This is a genomic window from Niallia sp. MER 6 (assembly GCF_023714395.1).
Taxonomy (GTDB): Bacteria; Bacillota; Bacilli; order Bacillales; family Cytobacillaceae; genus Niallia.
On the sequence record NZ_JAMAUK010000007.1, the window covers coordinates 39,863 to 58,656 of the forward strand.

The 18,794-nt window shown below is 38.7% G+C and carries 19 protein-coding genes and 1 riboswitch; of the genes, 12 read left to right on the forward strand and 7 right to left on the reverse strand.

Features of this window, described 5'->3' with window-relative positions; all coding sequences use genetic code 11:
• Positions 1-6: 6 nt before the first annotated feature.
• Positions 7-109: riboswitch (TPP riboswitch) on the forward strand.
• A 105-nt stretch (positions 110-214) separates the two neighbouring features.
• From thiT to M3600_RS11305, 3 genes are all read left to right on the forward strand, one after another.
• Positions 215-823, forward strand: coding sequence for an energy-coupled thiamine transporter ThiT (gene thiT, locus M3600_RS11295; protein ID WP_233313778.1), 609 nt, complete (start codon positions 215-217; stop codon positions 821-823).
• A 401-nt stretch (positions 824-1,224) separates the two neighbouring features.
• Positions 1,225-2,940 carry a glycosyl hydrolase family 18 protein gene (locus tag M3600_RS11300; RefSeq protein ID WP_233313779.1) on the forward strand — a complete coding sequence of 572 codons (1,716 nt, stop codon included), beginning with the start codon at positions 1,225-1,227 and terminating at the stop codon, positions 2,938-2,940.
• A 329-nt stretch (positions 2,941-3,269) separates the two neighbouring features.
• Complete coding sequence (locus tag M3600_RS11305) at positions 3,270-4,016, forward strand: MBL fold metallo-hydrolase (RefSeq protein WP_233313780.1); 747 nt, start codon at positions 3,270-3,272, stop codon at positions 4,014-4,016.
• Positions 4,017-4,053: 37 nt separating this feature from the next.
• Here M3600_RS11305 and M3600_RS11310 read toward each other — a convergent pair whose 3' ends face one another.
• Positions 4,054-4,593, reverse strand: coding sequence for a GNAT family N-acetyltransferase (locus tag M3600_RS11310; RefSeq protein ID WP_237941460.1), 540 nt, complete (start codon positions 4,591-4,593; stop codon positions 4,054-4,056).
• 199 nt (positions 4,594-4,792) lie between these two features.
• On the opposite strand from M3600_RS11310, the gene fni reads away from it, so the two are divergent.
• The 5 genes from fni to M3600_RS11335 all read left to right on the forward strand — a co-directional run bounded on the left by fni (position 4,793) and on the right by M3600_RS11335 (position 8,622).
• Positions 4,793-5,863: a type 2 isopentenyl-diphosphate Delta-isomerase gene (gene fni / locus M3600_RS11315; RefSeq protein ID WP_233313782.1), complete on the forward strand. Its 1,071-nt coding sequence runs from the start codon at positions 4,793-4,795 to the stop codon at positions 5,861-5,863.
• A gap of 140 nt (positions 5,864-6,003) precedes the next feature.
• Entirely contained in the window at positions 6,004-6,354 is a 351-nt protein-coding gene (locus M3600_RS11320) for a hypothetical protein (RefSeq protein ID WP_233313783.1), read from the forward strand.
• A gap of 103 nt (positions 6,355-6,457) precedes the next feature.
• Entirely contained in the window at positions 6,458-7,015 is a 558-nt protein-coding gene (locus M3600_RS11325; protein ID WP_251646008.1) for a DUF6434 domain-containing protein, read from the forward strand.
• 268 nt (positions 7,016-7,283) lie between these two features.
• Positions 7,284-7,889 (forward strand): GNAT family N-acetyltransferase, encoded by a 606-nt coding sequence (locus tag M3600_RS11330; RefSeq protein WP_311315903.1) that lies wholly within the window; start codon positions 7,284-7,286, stop codon positions 7,887-7,889.
• 55 nt (positions 7,890-7,944) lie between these two features.
• Positions 7,945-8,622, forward strand: coding sequence for a glycoside hydrolase family 25 protein (locus tag M3600_RS11335; protein WP_396953808.1), 678 nt, complete (start codon positions 7,945-7,947; stop codon positions 8,620-8,622).
• 40 nt (positions 8,623-8,662) lie between these two features.
• On the opposite strand, the gene wrbA is transcribed toward M3600_RS11335, so the two are convergent.
• The 3 genes from wrbA to M3600_RS11350 all read right to left on the reverse strand — a co-directional run bounded on the left by wrbA (position 8,663) and on the right by M3600_RS11350 (position 11,355).
• Positions 8,663-9,280 carry an NAD(P)H:quinone oxidoreductase gene (wrbA, locus tag M3600_RS11340; RefSeq protein WP_233313785.1) on the reverse strand — a complete coding sequence of 206 codons (618 nt, stop codon included), beginning with the start codon at positions 9,278-9,280 and terminating at the stop codon, positions 8,663-8,665.
• A gap of 29 nt (positions 9,281-9,309) precedes the next feature.
• Positions 9,310-10,770: an aldehyde dehydrogenase family protein gene (locus M3600_RS11345; protein WP_251646014.1), complete on the reverse strand. Its 1,461-nt coding sequence runs from the start codon at positions 10,768-10,770 to the stop codon at positions 9,310-9,312.
• Positions 10,771-10,938: 168 nt separating this feature from the next.
• The gene (locus M3600_RS11350) at positions 10,939-11,355 is read right to left on the reverse strand and encodes a MarR family winged helix-turn-helix transcriptional regulator (protein WP_233313787.1); all 417 of its coding nucleotides are present in this window, start codon (positions 11,353-11,355) and stop codon (positions 10,939-10,941) included.
• A gap of 97 nt (positions 11,356-11,452) precedes the next feature.
• Between M3600_RS11350 and M3600_RS11355 the strand changes: the two genes are divergently transcribed.
• The 3 genes from M3600_RS11355 to M3600_RS11365 all read left to right on the forward strand — a co-directional run bounded on the left by M3600_RS11355 (position 11,453) and on the right by M3600_RS11365 (position 13,933).
• Positions 11,453-12,910 (forward strand): MFS transporter, encoded by a 1,458-nt coding sequence (locus M3600_RS11355; protein WP_251646015.1) that lies wholly within the window; start codon positions 11,453-11,455, stop codon positions 12,908-12,910.
• A gap of 401 nt (positions 12,911-13,311) precedes the next feature.
• A complete protein-coding gene (locus tag M3600_RS11360; protein WP_233313789.1) occupies positions 13,312-13,509 on the forward strand; it encodes a hypothetical protein in 198 nt (65 codons plus the stop codon).
• A gap of 142 nt (positions 13,510-13,651) precedes the next feature.
• Positions 13,652-13,933: a hypothetical protein gene (locus M3600_RS11365; protein ID WP_237941453.1), complete on the forward strand. Its 282-nt coding sequence runs from the start codon at positions 13,652-13,654 to the stop codon at positions 13,931-13,933.
• Between the two features lie 60 nt (positions 13,934-13,993).
• On the opposite strand, the gene M3600_RS11370 is transcribed toward M3600_RS11365, so the two are convergent.
• Positions 13,994-14,563, reverse strand: a complete 570-nt coding sequence (locus M3600_RS11370; protein WP_251646016.1) for a GNAT family N-acetyltransferase — start codon at positions 14,561-14,563, stop codon at positions 13,994-13,996.
• Between the two features lie 135 nt (positions 14,564-14,698).
• Complete coding sequence (locus tag M3600_RS11375; RefSeq protein ID WP_251646018.1) at positions 14,699-16,882, reverse strand: diguanylate cyclase; 2,184 nt, start codon at positions 16,880-16,882, stop codon at positions 14,699-14,701.
• 77 nt (positions 16,883-16,959) lie between these two features.
• On the opposite strand from M3600_RS11375, the gene M3600_RS11380 reads away from it, so the two are divergent.
• The gene (locus M3600_RS11380; protein WP_251646019.1) at positions 16,960-17,598 is read left to right on the forward strand and encodes a C40 family peptidase; all 639 of its coding nucleotides are present in this window, start codon (positions 16,960-16,962) and stop codon (positions 17,596-17,598) included.
• Positions 17,599-17,628: 30 nt separating this feature from the next.
• Here the strand turns inward: M3600_RS11380 and M3600_RS11385 are convergent, their stop codons facing one another.
• On the reverse strand, positions 17,629-18,645 hold the full coding sequence (locus tag M3600_RS11385) for a Gfo/Idh/MocA family protein (RefSeq protein WP_248574437.1): 1,017 nt from the start codon (positions 18,643-18,645) through the stop codon (positions 17,629-17,631).
• Positions 18,646-18,794: the final 149 nt, after the last annotated feature.

The following is an 18,794-nucleotide window of genomic DNA, read 5'->3' on the forward strand; positions in this document are numbered from 1 at the left end:
TAAAAAGCAAACCACAGGGGGAGCATGTATGCTGAGAGTGATCTTAAATGATCAGACCCTTAGAACCTGTTAGTTAATACTAGCGTAGGGATCGTGGCTAAAAGACAATTAGCTAAGTAGATAAGTTTATTCTTAACTTTTTTATGCGGAAAAAACACATTAATCTTACTTCATCTCCCCTTTGGTATGCATATATAACAAGGGGGATTTTTTTATGAAAAAAATGGGGTTAGTTGTTTTAATTGAAATCGCCATCTTCGCAGCCTTTGCACTAGTACTGGATTTGCTGCCATCGATACATCTTGGCGCAAGCGGCTCTATTTCCATCGCAATGGTGCCAATCTTTATCATTGCTTTCCGCTGGGGTTTTAAAGCAAGCGTTGCAGCCGGCTTTTTATGGGGGCTGCTGCAAATCGTCACAGGAGATTTACAAGCACTGGCTTTTTGGCAAGTTATTCTTGAGTACTTCCTTGCCTTTGCCTGCATCGGGCTTGCCGGGCTGTTCATGCCAGCTATTCAAAATAAATTAAAAAATGGTGAAAAAGGCGCCGCGTCACTATTAATGGTTGCCGGCATCCTTTTTGGAAGCTTTGTCCGTTATTTTTGGCACTTTCTTGCTGGCGTAACAATCTGGGCTCAATACGCACCAAAAGGTCAGTCAGCCTTTGCCTATTCACTCTTTTACAATGGAGTTCCATTCATCGGTGCATCCATACTATGTGCCATTGTCGTTGTTATTCTGCTTGGAGCAGCACCGCGATTAGTGCTCAATCGTCCTGCTGGGCGCACAGGGTATCATGCCGGAAATACAGAAGCTAAATAGTGGTTGGAGAGGAGTCCTAAAGAGGGCTCCTTTTTGGATGTAATATTCATTAAATATTCACAAAGTACACTAATTTGGTCATTTTGAAAACGTTAACAAATATATAAAATTAGCTTATATAAGAATAAAGGGAAATCTATAAAGATTATCTATATATTATCGAAGGAAATGATAATATCTATGATTTAGAAGACTTTTCGTTAAAAAGATCCTTTCCGATTCAAACAGACGCTGACTTAATGTTTGGCAGCCTGCTTGTCAAACCTTCAGAATAACACTTACAGAAAAATGGAAAAGGCTCTTCCTTTTGTCTGCTCTTTTTTCATGTTAGAATAAAAATATCTTTCTATTAAAATAGAAAAAATATGGCATCATTTGATATGCATCACAGGAGGAAGGTAATGGCAGAAATATCTTTTCAAGCACCAAAAAGGCCTAACAAGTATAAATTCTTGCTGGGACTAGCATTTGCTGTTCTATTGGTAGTGACGAGCATCTTCTTTATATTCTATCCATTTGCAAGCTCTAAAACGGCTGAATACTTTAATGGAGAAAACCCGATTATTTTAGATGGAAAACAGGCTGGCAATGCATTAATAGACAATGGGACTGCTTACTTGCCTTTGAGCTTCTGGCAAGAAAATATAGATGAGAGCATCACATATGATTCTGAAAGCAATTCGGTAATAGCGACAACAAAAGATAAAGTGGTTCAGTTTCCATCTGAATCTGTTTCGTATTTTGTAAATGATGAAACGGTGGATCTGCAGTTTCATCCAATAAAGGATGATAATGGGGAAGTTTATGTAGCAGTTGAACCGTTAATCGAGTTTTATCCGTACCAGTTTACCCAACTTAGTGAGGACACAAATGCCATTTTATTGGAGAAAGATGGTACGGAAAAAACAGCGGCAACTTTCAGCACTAAACAAGTGCGTGATGATTTTGCTAGGCTTCGTACAGAACCGACTCTTTTTTCTGCTTATACTGGTGAGCTTGAGCAAAAGGAAGCTGTAACGATTGAGAAGGAAGAGGGCGACTACTATTTTGTGCGTAAGAGCAATGGGGTTGCAGGTTATATTAAAAAAGACCTTGTTAATACAGAGGATACGATAACAGTTAAAGCTGAAGTAGAGGAAAAAACGCCTGCGCTGAAAAAAATAGACGGTCCAGTCAACCTTACATGGGAAGCTGTTTATTCTCAGAATCCAGACACTTCAAAAATTCCTAAAATGGATGGTGTTAATGTTGTGTCACCTACATGGTTTAAGCTGTCTGGCAACAAAGGAAATGTCAGCAATCTCGGCTCAGCGGATTACGTAAAATGGGCGCATAAGCAAGGCTATCAAGTATGGGGGTTATTCTCCAATGATTTTGACCCTCAAAAGACTCATGATGTTTTTAAAGACTTCAAGACGAGACAAAAAGTAATCAGGCAGCTCCTTGTATACAGTGAAATGTACAACCTTGACGGCATCAATATTGATATTGAGAATGTAAATGAAGAGGACGGCAAATATGTGACGCAGTTCGTAAGAGAAGCAACGCCTTACTTCCATGATGCAGGTTTAACAGTCTCGATGGATATCACATTCATTGCCGGCGGAAATTACTCTGCTTTCTTTGAAAGAGATCATCTATCTGAAATTGTCGACTATTTAGTTGTTATGGCATATGACGAGCATTGGGCAACCTCACCAACAGCCGGCAGTGTTGCAAGTCTTCCATGGGTGGAGAACAACCTGAAGACTTTGCTTGAGGAAGTGCCGAATAAAAAGCTAGTGTTAGGTGTGCCATTATATGCACGTTTATGGGAAGAGAAGGAAAACGGGGAAATCTCATCTGAGAGTCTCTCCATGGAAAAGGTGCAGGAATGGTTAGATACGTATAAAGTAAATCCAACGTATGATGAAGAAAGCGGCCAAAACTACGGCGAATACTATGATTCAAAAACAAAATCCACCTATAAAATTTGGCTGGAAGATGAATTGTCTTTATCTAAGCGTGCAAAGCTTGTAGAAGAGTATGATTTGGCAGGAATTGCGAGCTGGTCCCGCTACTTTGCAGACGAGTCAGCATGGGTAGCCATGGATTTAGAAGAAGACAACAGCAAATAAAGAAAAGCCCTTCTTGGTTATGCAAGAAGGGCTTTTTAGTATGCTGACAAAAACTTTTGGATTCGGTTTATCATGAAAGGGTGTGCTTTTGTCTTTTCATTTTCAAGTGGATGCAGTCAAGATTAGTCCGTTGCTTTATGTTAATGAAAGGACACAGTTTTAGGAGACGTTCAAGATATGGAGGGTTCAAAAGCTAATAGTGTAAGATTGTAAAGAATTAGTGTCTCTGTATGGCTTTTTAAAATAAAGAATCTTTCACCCTTGCCGCTTTGCATATAGAAAAACATAAGCTAAACTAGTACATAATAGCAATTTAAGGAGGCTCCTACATGATTAAAGTGTATCCATTAGGAACAGGTGGTGCTTTTACAAAGCATTATCATAATAATTATATATTTGAACTAGGCGACAGAAAGCTTTTGGTTGATGCCGGTACGACGTTGCGCTTCAGTCTGCCTGCGGCTGGCTATAAAGAAACGGATGTAACAGATATTGTGATTACCCATTTGCATGCAGATCATGTCGGGGGCTTGGAGGAGTTTGCGCAGCGCTGCATGTGGCTGTATAGTTATAAGCCAAACTTGTGGATTCGTGCAGAGCTAGCTGAAGGGATAGAGGATGTGCTGAAAGCTGGATTATTTACAGACGGTTTGCAGCTCAGCGATTATTTCCACGTGCATTACGAAAAGGATGGTTTTCAATTAGGCAATGACTATGAAATAGAGTTTATTAAAACAGATAATTTACATGCGAAAGATATGCTCTCAATGGGCTTTAAACTGTCTGACAAGAATGATAATGTTAATATCATTTATACAAGTGATATTGGCAAGCATGAGGAAGCTTTATTTGATAAACATTTTGATGAAAACACGAAAGCACTATTTCATGATATTTCCTTTATTCAAACACCGGTCCATTCCTATATAGATGATGTGATAGCTTATTATTCTGACAAGCTTGCGCTTCCATCTTTATACGGTATGCATTATGCTGATGACATTGATGCAGTAGAAATAGAGAAAAAATACGGAATACAAATGGTGAAGATACAGCAGCCCCTTGTGTTTCCATAAAATTTTCAAGCAGACATGTTCATACATGTCTGCTTATCTAATCAGCAGGGTTTATGATAGCGAGAACTTGATGATCCTCCCAGTTGCCATTAATTTTTACATTTTTTCTGGCAATACCTTCTTTATGAAATCCTGCCTTCTCTAATACTCGGATTGAGCCGATATTATGTGGCATTACCCCTGCTTCGATTCTATGAAGCTTAAGTCTTGTAAAGGAATATTCTACAACAAGCTTAACTGCTTCTGTTCCATAACCTTTGCCGTTATGAGCGTAATCGATAAAATACCCGATAAATGCACTTTGCAGTGAGCCTCTTACAACTTGAAACAAGCTGATTGTTCCAACGAGTCTCTGATTTTCATTTTCAAATATGCCGAATTGATAGTGAGTGTCTGCCTTCCATTTTTGTTCCCAATCAGCAATTAATTGCTGCTGTCTTAAAAGAGAATAATAGTGCTGATCCCGCTCCATTGAAAATCTCTCAAAAAAAGCTTTATTCTCATTCTGATACGTTAAAAGACTTTCTGCATCCTCTAAGGAAAATCGTCTTATATGTATATGTGTACTAGATAACATCCTTTCCACCACCTTACTACTAATATAACGCAAAAATCATATAGAAAGGGGGATTATTATCTAAAGTTTCTCACCTTATTGTACAGTGATAGCTAAACCACAAAAAAGAACTTTATGAAAGTAAAATCAGCCTAGAATACGAGTTAGTCAAATGGGGGAGAGTAAAGGATAAAGTTGGAAAGATTTGAGGCTGTTTTTTATGGATGAGAAAACAATACGACAAAAACGAAAAGAAGAACATATTGAGCTTGCTTTACAACAGAACTACTTGCCACACGCTGATTTTGATGATTTATTCTTGATTCACCGCTCCTTGCCGGAGACTGGAATAGAAGATATAAAGCTGCAGACCAAGATAGGTCCACTATCCCTCCCATATCCAATCTTTATTAATGCGATGACAGGCGGCAGTGAAAAGTCAGGCGAGATTAATGGAGCTCTTGCTGAAGCTTGCATGGAAACAGGGATTGCGATGGCAGTTGGTTCTCAGCATGCAGGCATCAGAAATGAAGCATTAGCACATACCTATAAAATTGTGAGAAAGAAAAATCCAAAGGGAATTGTGTTTGCCAATGTTGGTGGAGATGTTCCCATTGATTACGCACTTAAGGCAATAGACATGCTTGAAGCAGATGCACTGCAGGTTCATGTGAATGTGCCGCAAGAGCTTGTCATGCCAGAAGGAGAACGGGATTTCACTAATATACTTCTGCGGTTGGAAAAAATGGCGGCAAAATTGGATGTGCCCGTAATCGTGAAGGAGACAGGATTTGGCATGTGCACTGATACATTGTTGCAATTGAGTGATGCGGGAATTCAGTATGTCGATATAGGGGGCAGGGGTGGCACAAACTTTGTCCATATTGAAAATGAGCGGAGAAGCAAACGTGATTTTGCTTATTTAAAGGAATGGGGCCAATCGGCTGCTGTATCTTTGCTGGAAGCACAGCCAGTATTAGGTAAGCTGACTATAATTGCTTCAGGAGGAATACGCAACCCCCTTGACGCAGTCAAATGCTTCTCTTTAGGAGCAGCTGCAGCTGGAATCGCCGGCCCGTTTTTAAAGATTCTTCATAATGAAGGTGTGGTAGGATTGATAGACGAACTGGAAGAGTGGAAAGAGCACTTAAAGACACTTCTAGTTCTGCAAGGAGCAAAATCTATTGCCAGCCTGCACAGCTGCCCCATTGTCGCAACTGGAAGGGTAAAAGAATGGAGTGAAGCAAGAGGGCATGATTGGCAAGGGTTAGCTAGAAGACGACCAAAATGACTGGGCTAATCCAAATATTAGCTCAGTAATATATCTTTTTTTACTTTTTTTAATAGCCCTTTCTTTTTCCTGCTATGTAAATATGATATTATCAATATTCAAGCACTAGTTTTTTGTTAATTTGGAGAAAGAGGAACAGCATGTTTGCAACTATATTTTGGACTATTTACATAGGCTTGCTGGGAACAGCAGCAATTGGATTTTTAATAAAGGGAAAATATAAGACAACCTTGTCAAAAATAGACTTTGCCCTTTCTGTCATAACATGGATAGGCTTATTTGGCTTTGTGACAGACACACAAATATGGACACCATTAATTTGGAAGATTGTGTTTTTTGTAGGGCTGGCATGGGAAATCTTATATGGGGTTTTTCTAAACGACCATTATGGCGAAGAGCCGGAGGAAGATGTACCGTTTATTATTGTCATCATTTTTTTTATTATATTTGTTGGCCCGTTATATTATGGGTTATACAGCTACGCATTTTAATATGGAAAATTTTAGAGAGAGTTGCATTGGCAGCTCTCTTTTTTATGGTAAAAAAGGAACTAATGTTCTATAATGGAAATAATTAACTATGGAGGTGAGGGGAATGAGACCGGAATTGTCATCAGAAATTGCGGTTGCTTCTTTCCAAGAGTATTACTGGCTGAAAACTGAATTGCAGCAGTTTTGCCGGACAAATGGGTTGAGTGCAGCTGGGTCTAAGCTTGAGTTGACAGAAAGAATAGAGGTGTTTCTACAAACAGGAGAAATCAGGAAGCCTGCAAGAACAAAATCGCCAAAAACGCAACGGGAAAGTTTATCATTAAATACTGTAATAACCGAAAACCATCGCTGCAGTCAACAGGTAAGAGCATTTTTCGTATCTGCAATAGGGAAAAAATTTCATTTTTCTACTTTTATGCAAAACTATTTTCGCAATAATGCAGGGAAAACATATCGAGATGCTGTCGCCGCATGGCATGAGGAGGAGGAACGGAAAAAGGATCCAAATTATAAGAGAGAAATTGCTCCTCCATTTGAATATAATCGGTTTATACGTGATTTTTTTGCAGATCCTAACAACAGAGGGAAAAGCCGCGATGAAGCGATTCAGGCATGGAATACGATTAAGAAACTGCCAGGCAGCAATGCATATAAACGTTAAAACACAAGTAAAAAACCATCCTAATGGGATGGCATTTATTTCAATCTCACAATTAAATCTTCGTATTTTGCTAGAATTATAGCTTTCGTGTAGGGGTTTTGAATTTCGGCGAGCCCGTTTCCATAATCAAAGAAGACAATATGAATTTTGCTTTTATAAATAACTTTCTGGCCAAATTTGATGTTGCATCCTCCTTTAGGTGCAGCTTGAAATAAAAACTTAGCATATAGAAAGATAGATGTAAACTCCAAAGGAGTTTCATGTATAAGTGCCGAATCAAAACAATATGGAAACAGTATGGAGAATTTCATCTTTAACGAGCATCCAAGTGAAGGAGGGAAAAAAAGTGGCAGCAGAGAAAATTCTTTTGCGGGAAATGGAGCGAAAAGACTGGCAAGCTGTTCATGAATATGCATCACAACATATCGTATGCAAATATCAGCCTTGGGGTCCTAATACAGAAGCAGAATCGGCTGCATTTGTTGATCAAGTACTGATAGATGCACAGCATCATTCGCGTACGAGATTTGTTTACAGTATTTTTCTTCCGGATAGCCTCAAAGTAATCGGTGCCGGAGAATTAAACATCAGAGATATTTATCATCAAACTGGTGAAATTTCCTATATTATTCATCCTGATTATTGGGGCAAAGGATATGGAACAGAACTCGCCAAAAAGCTAATTGAGATTGGTTTTTCAACAAAAAACCTTCACCGAATTTACGCCACATGTGATCCAAGAAATATTGGATCAGCAAAGGTTTTAAAGAAATCAGGCATGACGGAGGAGGGAAGACTAAGGGAGGATATGCTGATACGTGATGGTTGGCGTGATTCATTGCTTTTCAGTATTCTAGAACATGAGTGGATTTAAAAGAAAACATAAAGTGATTTTAGTGTTTTTATTTATCATTATTGCCTTCATTCTTATGCTTGCCATTTTATGGCGGCAGGGAATTTTTATCCCAAATGAATTTCAGGCAAATAATTATTCAGTAAAGGGAATTGATGTTTCGGCTTACCAAGGGGATATCAACTGGCCTGTAATAGAGGAGCAAGCAATCGATTTTGCGTTTATAAAAGCGACAGAAGGCAGCTCTTTCGTGGATGAAGAATTCTCTGACAATTGGCTAGAAGCAAATAAAACAAGCCTGCGAGTTGGGGCATACCATTTTTTCAGCTATGACAGCAGTGGCAAAACACAGGCAGAAAATTTTATTAACACAGTCCCAAAAAAGAATGCTGCATTGCCGCCAGTGATTGATGTGGAGTTTTATGGAAATAATTACAAAAATCCTCCAAAACGCAGTTATGTGGAACAAGAATTGCGTACGATGATTGAATTGCTTGAAGAGCATTACGGCCAACGAGTCATTCTGTATGCGACTCAAAAAGCATATAATCTTTATATAAAAAATGGTTTTAAAGATACAGATATTTGGATTCGCGATGTTTTTACAAATCCCTCTCTGGCAGATCATCGTCATTGGATTTTTTGGCAATATACAGATAAAGAAAAACTGGCTGGCTATAACGGTGAAGAAAAATTTATTGATATGAATGTATTTCATGGCAGTAGCCTTGAGTTTGAAGCATACGGAAAATAACGAAACAGAGCATTCTTGAAGTCAAGAATGCTCTGTTTTGTTATTGCTTACCGTTCTTAATCAATTCAGCTATATGAACGACACGCTGTGCTTGTACTTTTGCCGCTTTTTTAAACACTTCTTTGTCACCGACAATCTGGTTGTTCTGGTCTACAGTAACGCTTGTTCCATACGGATTGCCGCCTGCTGCATACAAGGATTGGTCTGTGTATCCTGGTGTGGCGACAATTGCACCCCAATGATACATAGTTGTATACAGACTAAGAATGGTAGCTTCCTGTCCACCATGTGGATTTTGGGCTGAAGTCATCCCGCTGACCACTTTATTTACCGTCTTGCCGTGGAACCAAATTCCTCCTGTTGTATCTAAAAACTGTTTCATTTGTGCTGCCATATTGCCAAAGCGTGTTGGCGTGCTGAAGATAATAGCATCAGACTTTTCAATTACCTCAGGTGTGACAACAGGAATATCCTTAGTTTCTTCAATATGTGCTTTCCAAGCTGGATTTCCTTCGATCACACTTTGGGGAGCAAGCTCTTCAACACGGTAAATCGTTACTTCCGCACCGCTTTCTTTGCCGCCTTCAGCAGCCCATTGTGCAAGCTGATAATTTGTACCTGTTGAGCTGTAGTAAACAATAGCAAGTTTAACTGTCATTGAAAATTCCTCCTATTCATTATTTATGTTCAAAATGGATACTTGCGGAATTTCGTCTGCACAGAGATCCATTTCGTCACCGTAAATTCTTCCGCAATCCATTCATTTCCGAAGCGTCCCATACCGCTTGCTTTTGTACCGCCGAATGGCACAGTAGGACTATCGTTTACGGTTTGGTCATTTATATGAGTCATGCCGCTTTCAATTGCCAAGCCAAGTTCTCTGCCACGTTCAAGATCATTTGTAAAGATGGCTGAGCTTAGTCCGTATTCTGTGTCATTCGCTAGTTCAATGGCGTGTTCATCTGAATCTGCCTTAATAATCGTCGAAATCGGTGCAAATAATTCTGATTGTGCCAATTTGCTTTTGTTATCGACATCAATAAACACAAATGGTGTTAAAAGATTACCGATTCTTTCACCTTCCAGAGCCAATTGGCAGCCTTCGTTTTTAGCTTCTTCAATAATAGCCATCGCTTTATCTGCTTGCTTTTCATTGATGAGCGGTCCAATGATGGTTTTTGGGTCCTGTGGGTCACCATATGGGATCTGCTTAACTCGGTCTATATACTTTTGCACGAACTCTTCATAAAGATCCTTATGAATGATTAACCGATTTATAATCATGCATATTTGTCCTTGATGAATGAATTTACCGAAAATAGCTGCATCAACAGCTCTATCGATATCTGCATCTGCTAAAACGATAAATGGATTGTTTCCGCCAAGCTCTAAAGCAACTCGTTTTAACATACTGCCTGCTATTTTACCAATATGTTTGCCGACAGGTGTTGATCCCGTAAAGCTGATTAAACCAGAATCTTTACTTGTCAGCATCTCATCGCCCAGCTCTTCTAAGTCTGACTGGATGACCTGCAGTACGCCCTTTGGCAGTCCGGCAATCTCAAAAGCGCGAGCGATGATAGAGCCTCCGGCAAGGCCTGTCTGCACATCTGGCTTATGAACAACAGCATTTCCGAGGGCTAAAGCTGGTGCGATTGTTCGCATCGATAAATTCATCGGAAAGTTAAACGGCGAAATAGAGGTAATAACACCTAATGGCAGCCTGTACACATAGTTTTTTTTCCCTTCGGTTGTTTCTGCCATCTCTCGTTTTTGATGAATCTTGTCTACAAGATCAAACGAAGCCTCTAAGTAGTTAAGACTCAAGTCAAATTCTACATTTGCTTTAATCGAACTTCCGCCTGTCTCCTTTGAAATAATGGAGACAATTTCTTCTCTGTTATCACGCAAAAATTCACTTGCCTTTTTAAGGACGGCAAGTCTTTCTTCAGGTGTTCTATTGCCCCAGTCTTTTTGCGCTTTAACGCTTGAAGTAAATGCAGCACGGAGCTGGTCGGCAGTTGCCAAACTAAACGAAGTGATAAGCGATTGATCATATGGGTTTTTATCCTCGAATGTTCGGCCTGTTTTTCCTTCTGTCCATACGCCATCAATAAAACTTTTGTTTAGCTCTTCAAAATGTTCCAAGATATACACCTCTGATTAAAATATAGTCTTGTCCTAGTCTTGCTGAGTTTCATCCATATTATTCTACCCGATGAAATTTCCGGCAAACGTTAACGGGTTTTGTATAACAGACATGATAATAAGGCATGGTAAATAAAAAAGCCCCAGACTTAAGCTGGGAGCAGTTCATTACAGGCCGTTATCTATTTTTTTTAATAAATACATTAACTGATTTCTTTCCTCATCTGTTAAGTTTTTAGTTAGTTCCTTATTTAGCTGGTCTAAAACAAATTGTATATGTGGATATACATCAATAGCTTTTTTTGTGGGGTAAAGTTCATTTGCACGCCGGTCTTTTCTGGCCGTTTCCTTAATAATGTAGCCAGCTTTTTCTAATTGGTGGACAGAACGAGCGGTTGTCGCTTTATCGAATTTCAGCTTAGATGTAAGTTCGTCTTGGTTTATCCCAGGTTTTTGAATGATCCATTTCAAGAACGCATATTGTCCGCCATTGCCGATTTGATATTGTTTAAATGCTTTGAGCAAATATTTTTGGTTTTGTCTGTGAATGACAGATATTAATCTTCCTAAAGGTGCTTCCTTCATTTTCGTCAACTCGCTTATATTTTATCAAGTCAATTGCTTAAGCTTTTTGATTAGATTACAATAAAATTGTTGCGTGCGCAACTAATGAATAGAGGTGATGATGTTGGCAACAGTTCAAGCTGGCGCAAATGGTCATGAAAAACGCTGGACGATATTAATTATTTTAAATTTGTTTACCTTTATGGCAACATTGGATGGCAGTATCGTAAATATTGCTCTTCCAACTGTTTCAAAAGAGCTTTCCTTGCCCCTTGCGCAATCTCAATGGATTGTCAGCAGTTATTTAATGATGATTTGTACGGCGATATTGTTCTTTGGAAAGCTGGGGGATATATTTGGCAAAATAAAAATCTTTCGAATCGGGTCAATTATTTTCATTATCGGGTCATTTCTTTGTGGATTTAGTCATTCTTTAGGATTTTTGATTTTTTCCCGTGTAGTACAGGCCATTGGCGCTGCGATGACGATGGCGAATAATCAGGGGATAGTCACAGAAGTGTTTCCTCCAAGAGAAAGGGGCAAAGCGTTAGGCTTAATAGGGACCTTTGTGTCATTGGGAAGCATTGCAGGACCAAGCCTTGGCGGCGTTATATTATCTAGTTTAGGCTGGGAATATATTTTTTGGCTTAATGTGCCGATTGGCATTATTGCGATTATGATTGCCTGGAAGCTCCTGCCAAAGGACGTGACGACTACAAAAGTGAAGATCGATGTTCCTGGAAGCCTCTTGTTTGCCTTTGCGATATTATTTCTGTTTTCAAGTCTTCTGTTAGGTCAGCAATATGGTTATGCTAATATTTTTATTATTTTATCTGTTTTGATAGGGATTATTTTGTTTATCCTGTTTGTTCTCGTTGAAAGAAGGACGGAAAACCCCATGCTGTCCTTTTCCCTATTTAAGAATTCTCTGTTTACGATCAGCATCGTTTGTGGATTTCTCGTGTTTGTTGCTAATTTTTGCTTCAATATACTTGCACCATTTTATACACAAGATATTTTAGGACTATCACCATTGCATGCAGGCTATATTTTAATGCTGTTTCCGATTGCAATGGCAGTTGTTGCACCGTTTAGCGGAGCTCTTTCTGATAAGATTGGCGGGCAAATAATAACCTTTGCTGGGTTGATTTTAATGATAATCGCCCAGATAGGGTTAACATTTCTTCATGAAGGAAGCAGTATTCTCACATTATCGATACTAATTGTTTTGCTTGGAGCAAGCACAGGCTTATTTCAATCTCCTAACAATTCATTAGTCATGTCTACAGTTGATCGAAAACAGCTCGGAATTGCTGGCAGTATAAATTCGCTCGTGAGAAATTTAGGAATGGTCGTCGGTATTTCTGTCGCAACAAGCACTTTGTTTTCTGTGATGAGCTTGCATGCAGGCTACCGAGTGACAGCATTGATTCCTGACAGGCCTGACATATTTCTAGCAGGCATGCATGTCGTGTTTATCGGATCAAGTATTCTGTGCTTCATAGGGGCAATCCTTACAGGACTTCGATTTTATTCATCCAGAAAAGGGATGAAGAGAAGGGAAAATACCGCATAAAAAAGCACTTGATTCGTTATCCGAATCAAGTGCTTTTTTATTGGATGGTGAAGTTTTGATTATGTAATGGACAGTCCTAAAAGATTTGGACAATTTCTTGCATACCAATTGCGCCATCTTCAGTTGTTAAACCGATACTGCCATGTGTCTTTAGCAAAACAGCTATCCTGCCTAAGATGGCACCGTATGTTTTAATAACTTAACCCTGAACACCTAAATTTTAACTTCCGACGTGTATTCGTCTTTATAAAAAAATAAAAAAGCTAATAAACACACTGATTTTAAATTCCAATTTAGGTGAACAAACTACATGCCAATTTTATATATTAGTAGTGTAGAGATTAATTAGATAAAACGACATAAGGGGAGAGAATAAATGGCATGTCATTTTTGTACAGGGCATGATAAGGCAAACGGAGGCACTTGCAGCAAATGCGGCCATTGGTATTGCTGGAATTGCTCTGACTTATCAAGAGGAAACAGCCCAAGATGCCCTTCTTGTGGGAACACAGCACCTCAAGCAAGACAAATATCATGGGGTGTTTACAGAAATAGTTAAAGAGTGTCAAGAGCCTTGCAAACAGGCTCTTTTTTTATAGGCGAGTACAGAGAATAAAGCAAATTACTATAAAAAGAATTTTATAATGAAATAAACCTATAATGCAAAAAAATGATAAATAATTACATATATGCAATAATAAACAAACGGGAATTTTTTAATGTGAATGGAGGTGAACAAAAATGAATGAGAAAGATATTTGGGGCATGAGATCCGTTATATTAACGGCTATCTTAGTTGCAGCAGCCTTTGTAATATTTATCCTGCCTCGAGTTTTTGAGTTAGGAACAGTAGTCCTTTTATATCTTTTGATATTGGTCGGATTTGTTGTATCGTTTATTTTTGGTTTATTAAGTAAAAAATCTTTTAAGGTTTTTAGTTTAATAGCGAACACTGTTCTGTTTTTAGGGTTAGGAGTAGTTACCTTCTTCCTAGCACTTGCCTATGGAATTTCGGAGCCTTAATAAAAGAAGCTCCCTAACAAAAGCTAATTACTCTCTGTTAGGGAAGCATCTTAAGTCAGTTTAACGATTAATTACAGGAACTTTATATTCGGGAAAGACTTTATACCAATACAATGTTTTATCAATATTTGGATGAAAGACATGCTTTAAAGTATCAACACCGCCAAGTTCCATTCCTTGTTTTATGTAAAATTTACAGGCTAGCAGGTTATCATCCTGTGCCTCAAGAGAAATTCCCCGTAAGCTCATTTGTATTGCCCATTGTTCTGCTGTTGCAAACAATGTTTTACCAACCCCATTTTTTCGATAATCTTTGCACACTGCAATATTCTCAATATAGCAGAACTTATTCCAATCTTTAATTAGACGGATTTGCCCGATATATTCATCACCTATAAAGGCAAGAAAGATTATTTTATTCTCTTTGTTTATATAATCATCCCATTCAAGGTTATCATCAGGAAATTTTGTATATGACGTATGTTCATACAGCTCTTCTTCATAAGTCCATTTACCATTATTAAATGAGGGAATCAGCCGACCGATGATGGAGAATGGTTCATTTGTTTTATTTATGATGCTTATATGTTCTTGCTGAAATGGCTTCACAGTAATTTGCGTTTTTTCCAAGTATGTTACCGCCCTTCAAGAATAATATATCATTATCATAGCATGACGCATAAAAAATGTAATTATTGTTCGAATACTTAGGTAATTTTTGTAAAAAAAAGACACCGATTTAATGACTGGTGTCTCTTGATGCGATTAAACTGGTTTTTTCGCTTCTTTCATAAATACAACTGCCTGATTTCTTCCTTGTGCTTTTGCTTGATACAATGCGGCATCTGCATTTAAGATTAGCTGGTGCAGACTTGTTTTGCTTGTTTCACCGGAGCTGATACCGATACTGATTGTCAGCGGAAGACTGCCGCCAAATTCAAGCTCCATTGCTTGGTCTTGCATTGCAAGAACAAGCTGTTCTGCAATCGTTTTAGCTTGGTTATGGGACGTATTTGGCAGAAAAACAATGAATTCTTCACCGCCATAGCGGCCGATAATTCCACTGTTATGACATATATTATGAATAATGTTGGCTACAAAAATAATTGCTTTATCGCCAGTCATATGACCATATGTGTCATTAACATTTTTAAAATGATCAATATCAATTAAGAACAGGGAAGAGCTGTCATTCAGGCTTGCTGTTATTTGATAAAGGTCTGTTATTTGCTCAAAGAAATACTTCCGATTATAAAGATTAGTCAGATGATCAAACATGGCGGAAACTTTCAAATTCTGATAGTTTTCTAGCTTTGTAAGAATATGCTGAAAATGATCGGCGAACGATTCGGTAATGATGTTAGCTTCGAATTTCTGAAGTTCTCCTTCTTGCTCGTTAAATACAACAAACAATCCTTCCTTTTTAGCAGCCTTTATCGGAATCGAGATTAAGGAGTGAATATCATTTTGAATGCCAAAAGGGTTATTACGGATATTTGTCATAAATTGAGGATTATCCATAAACTCTTCTGAAACAGTCCATTTGTCTGTTTGTATGGCATTTCCCTTATGTGCATAAACACTCCAGCCTTCTTCTTCCCGTTCTAAAAATAAAGCATTTTCGTATTTTGTCACATCTTGCAATACGGTCAGCCCGCTCTCAATAAGGGCTGGTGTTTCTTCCATCGCTTCCATATTTTTATAAGAGTTGTGGAGCATCGACTGAATATAGTATTTTTTTGTTTCTTGTTCTTTTTCAAGGCTGATTCTTTTGATTTTGTCAGCAAGACCAAGAGAAAGAATAAACACCTCTACTAGTGCGCCAATTTTTGGAGCAATAAGTGTAAAATGATTGAGCGGCAGGATTTTATAGGCAGCCAGCAGGTTTAGGACAACCCCTAAAACGAGCAGACCCCATGCTGCAAAATAATATTTAGCTTCTCTTGAATGAGCCCTCACGATTATTGCAACAGCAATAATATAAAAGACAAAAATCGTCGCCACAACCGTGCTAATCATCGTTGATAGCGATGGAGCAAACATTAGCGGAGCAAGCAGTGACAAACAGAAAACAGCAAGAATCCAATTGGTCAGCTTATACAGCCAAAGAGCAGCTGTTTTCACCTGCAGGAAATGTTTGGTGAATTGCAGGGCAAATAATGACGTGAATATGATAAAAAAGGAATTAGACCTCAATGCCCACCATGGGGAATCTCCCCACAAGAATTGATATGCATAACCATCCCAAATCAACTGCATAACCGTAAAGCCAATGACAAAGAAAATATAATATAAGTACGTTTTTTCTTTTAATGAAAAGAATAGAAAAGTATTATAAATGATCATTGCGATCATTACTCCAAAATAAATGCCGTTTGCGGTTTGGGTAAAATAATTATCAGTTGAAAAAGAGATAGGGTCCCATAAGACAATCGGTGCTTGAAAGAAAGTGTCTGTCTTTATTTTCAGAAAATAAACTTGTTCACCATCTTTCTCCAAAGTGATAGGAAATAACAAATTTTTATGCTTAATTTTCCGATCATTGAAAGGTAGACTGTAGCCAATTGTGTCTTCTTCTATCAGCTTGCCTGCTACTTCTCTGTACAAAGTAACAGAGCTGAGATGTGGTTTTTTAATTTCAAGAAGAAGTTCCTTTTCACTTGAAGACATATTAGTCAGAGGAAGCTTTATCCAGTAGCTTGCTGAGCTGATGTTACCGGAAGGGTTGGCTTCGGAAAATGGACGGAACTCATCCTGTTTATCTACTATACTATTAGGAGCGATTTTATCGGAATAATCAATAAAAATGCTAGTCTTGTTTGTTGCATTTAGTTCGTTCAGGCTGTTCCCTATCTTAATCTCAGCAGCTGATACAAGGTGTGCAGATGCCGTCCATACAGCAATAAATAACAGCAGGAACAGAAGACGACTCTGAAAGAATACTTTCATAAAATAACTCCTCTAATGTAAATTAGTAGTATAATTATACCATGATTTTCTAAACTCTCTACCAGTGGAGGAAAAAAATGAAAAGTAAATTATATAGTAAACTTGTAAAAGACTTCCAAACAGGAGATATCATTTTGTTTAATGGCAAATATCCTATCTGCAAGCTAGTGGAAGAATTAGAGCATAGCAAGTGGTCCCATGTAGGCATGGTTGTAAGGCCCGATCCTGAGGGAGAGGTGTATTTCTTTGAATCTACTGCATTAACAAACTTAGAAGATGTTCTTGAGCATGATCATAAAACCGGTCCTAAGCTAGTTAAGCTGATTGATCGCCTGAAGACATACGGAGCGGATCTAGTCCCTTATGTACCACCGGTTTATGCAGTTCGTTCTCTAAAAAAACATAGTGCTGTTAACATGGACAAATTATATACGTACATAAAGGAAGTGCACGGCATACCGAACCCATCTGAATGGAAGATGATTGAAGAAGTAATTGAAGGAAGAATCTTCTCTATCCATAGTAGAAGCAAAGATTATACTTGCAGCAAGCTGATTGGGGAAACGCTGGAGGTTCTCGGTCTTTATAAACCAAAAATGCCGCTGAACGGCCTTATGCCGATGGATTTTTCTACTGATAGTCATATTAAACAGCTTTCCGCTCTATGGGAAGAGGAAATCTACATCGAACTTGAAAAAGAAGAGGCTGTCGGCTAAATCCAAAAAAGCTGGCGTTAACCGCCAGCTTTAAAAATGTATTTTTACCCCTTTTTTTGCACTCTCCACTGCACCAAAGACCATCTTCATGCTTTTTATGTTATCTCGGCAGTCTGTTTCTGCATTTCTGCCGTTCTCAATGGAAGCAAACATTTCATCAAGACAGCCCCAATGCCCTTCACGAGCTGTCCAGCTGCCTTCATAATTCTTTCTTTCTACTGGATAAATGAAGCTGTCTTCGTTTGAGGTGTTTTTTATTTCTGCATAGAGACTGGTTGTTCCGTCCCATGCTGCACTGCCGCTGCTACCAGTAGCCCGCCAGTCAGATTCCCAGGAGGTGTTAAGTCCCTCTGCACACCAAGAGCCATTATAAGTGAATACAGAGCCGTCATTCATTTCAAAAATGCAGACAGCAGATGCGTTTCCTTTATACCAAGAGCCCTTCGGATTGTATTCATGACAATACACAGAAACAGGGTCTGCCTGCAGAAGGAAGCGTGCTTGATCGAATGTATGGATAGCCATATCCACAATGAGAGGGCTATCCATGATTTCTCGGAAACCGCCAAAATGAGGTCCAAGGAAAAAGTTCGCGTGCAAAGAACCTATGTCACCAATCATACCAGAAGCAAGGAGCTCGCCAAAGGCGCGGATTTGCCGGTTATAACGACGGTTTTGCATAACACTGTAGCTCTTTCCAGTCTCCATAGCACAATCAACTAACCGTTGCGCATCCTCAACGGTTTCTGCCATTGGTTTTTCACCAAATACATGACAACCCGCCTTTAATGCAGCCGAAACAATAAAGGGGTGAGCTGCTGGAATGGTAACATCAAATACTAGGTTTGCTCCAGTGTTTTTGATTGCCTCATTAATATCCGTAAAAACTGGTACTTCTAAATCGAATTTTTCTGCTAAAGTTAACGCCGTTTCTGCATGTAAATCAACAAGTCCTGCTATTACTGCATTCTCGCGCTGCAAAGCATATTCTAACCAAGTATGGGACATGCTGCCGCAGCCGGCAATAATGATTTTATGAGTAGCCAAATGTATCACCTCTATCAGTTTGTTAAGCGTTTTCATATATAGTTATTATAATGTATTCTTCTTCATCATTAAATAGAATTCATTTAAGACCAGGGATAGTTCAATAAGATTTTTTAAAGTTGGCTATACTAACGGCAAAATGATTCAAG

Bases quoted from the DNA above. Each gene is read 5' to 3' on its own strand.
- M3600_RS11360 (WP_233313789.1), top strand. From the start codon at position 13,312: ATGATAAGGCAAACGGAGGCACTTGCAGCAAATGCGGCCATTGGTATT.
- M3600_RS11355 (WP_251646015.1), top strand. From the start codon at position 11,453: ATGATGTTGGCAACAGTTCAAGCTGGCGCAAATGGTCATGAAAAACGC.
- M3600_RS11380 (WP_251646019.1), top strand. From the start codon at position 16,960: ATGAAAAGTAAATTATATAGTAAACTTGTAAAAGACTTCCAAACAGGA.
- M3600_RS11365 (WP_237941453.1), top strand. From the start codon at position 13,652: ATGAATGAGAAAGATATTTGGGGCATGAGATCCGTTATATTAACGGCT.
- thiT (WP_233313778.1), top strand. From the start codon at position 215: ATGAAAAAAATGGGGTTAGTTGTTTTAATTGAAATCGCCATCTTCGCA.
- M3600_RS11310 (WP_237941460.1), bottom strand. From the start codon at position 4,593: ATGTTATCTAGTACACATATACATATAAGACGATTTTCCTTAGAGGAT.
- M3600_RS11375 (WP_251646018.1), bottom strand. From the start codon at position 16,882: ATGAAAGTATTCTTTCAGAGTCGTCTTCTGTTCCTGCTGTTATTTATT.
- wrbA (WP_233313785.1), bottom strand. From the start codon at position 9,280: ATGACAGTTAAACTTGCTATTGTTTACTACAGCTCAACAGGTACAAAT.
- M3600_RS11320 (WP_233313783.1), top strand. From the start codon at position 6,004: ATGTTTGCAACTATATTTTGGACTATTTACATAGGCTTGCTGGGAACA.
- M3600_RS11305 (WP_233313780.1), top strand. From the start codon at position 3,270: ATGATTAAAGTGTATCCATTAGGAACAGGTGGTGCTTTTACAAAGCAT.
- fni (WP_233313782.1), top strand. From the start codon at position 4,793: ATGGATGAGAAAACAATACGACAAAAACGAAAAGAAGAACATATTGAG.
- M3600_RS11335 (WP_396953808.1), top strand. From the start codon at position 7,945: ATGCTTGCCATTTTATGGCGGCAGGGAATTTTTATCCCAAATGAATTT.
- M3600_RS11350 (WP_233313787.1), bottom strand. From the start codon at position 11,355: ATGAAGGAAGCACCTTTAGGAAGATTAATATCTGTCATTCACAGACAA.
- M3600_RS11325 (WP_251646008.1), top strand. From the start codon at position 6,458: ATGAGACCGGAATTGTCATCAGAAATTGCGGTTGCTTCTTTCCAAGAG.
- M3600_RS11300 (WP_233313779.1), top strand. From the start codon at position 1,225: ATGGCAGAAATATCTTTTCAAGCACCAAAAAGGCCTAACAAGTATAAA.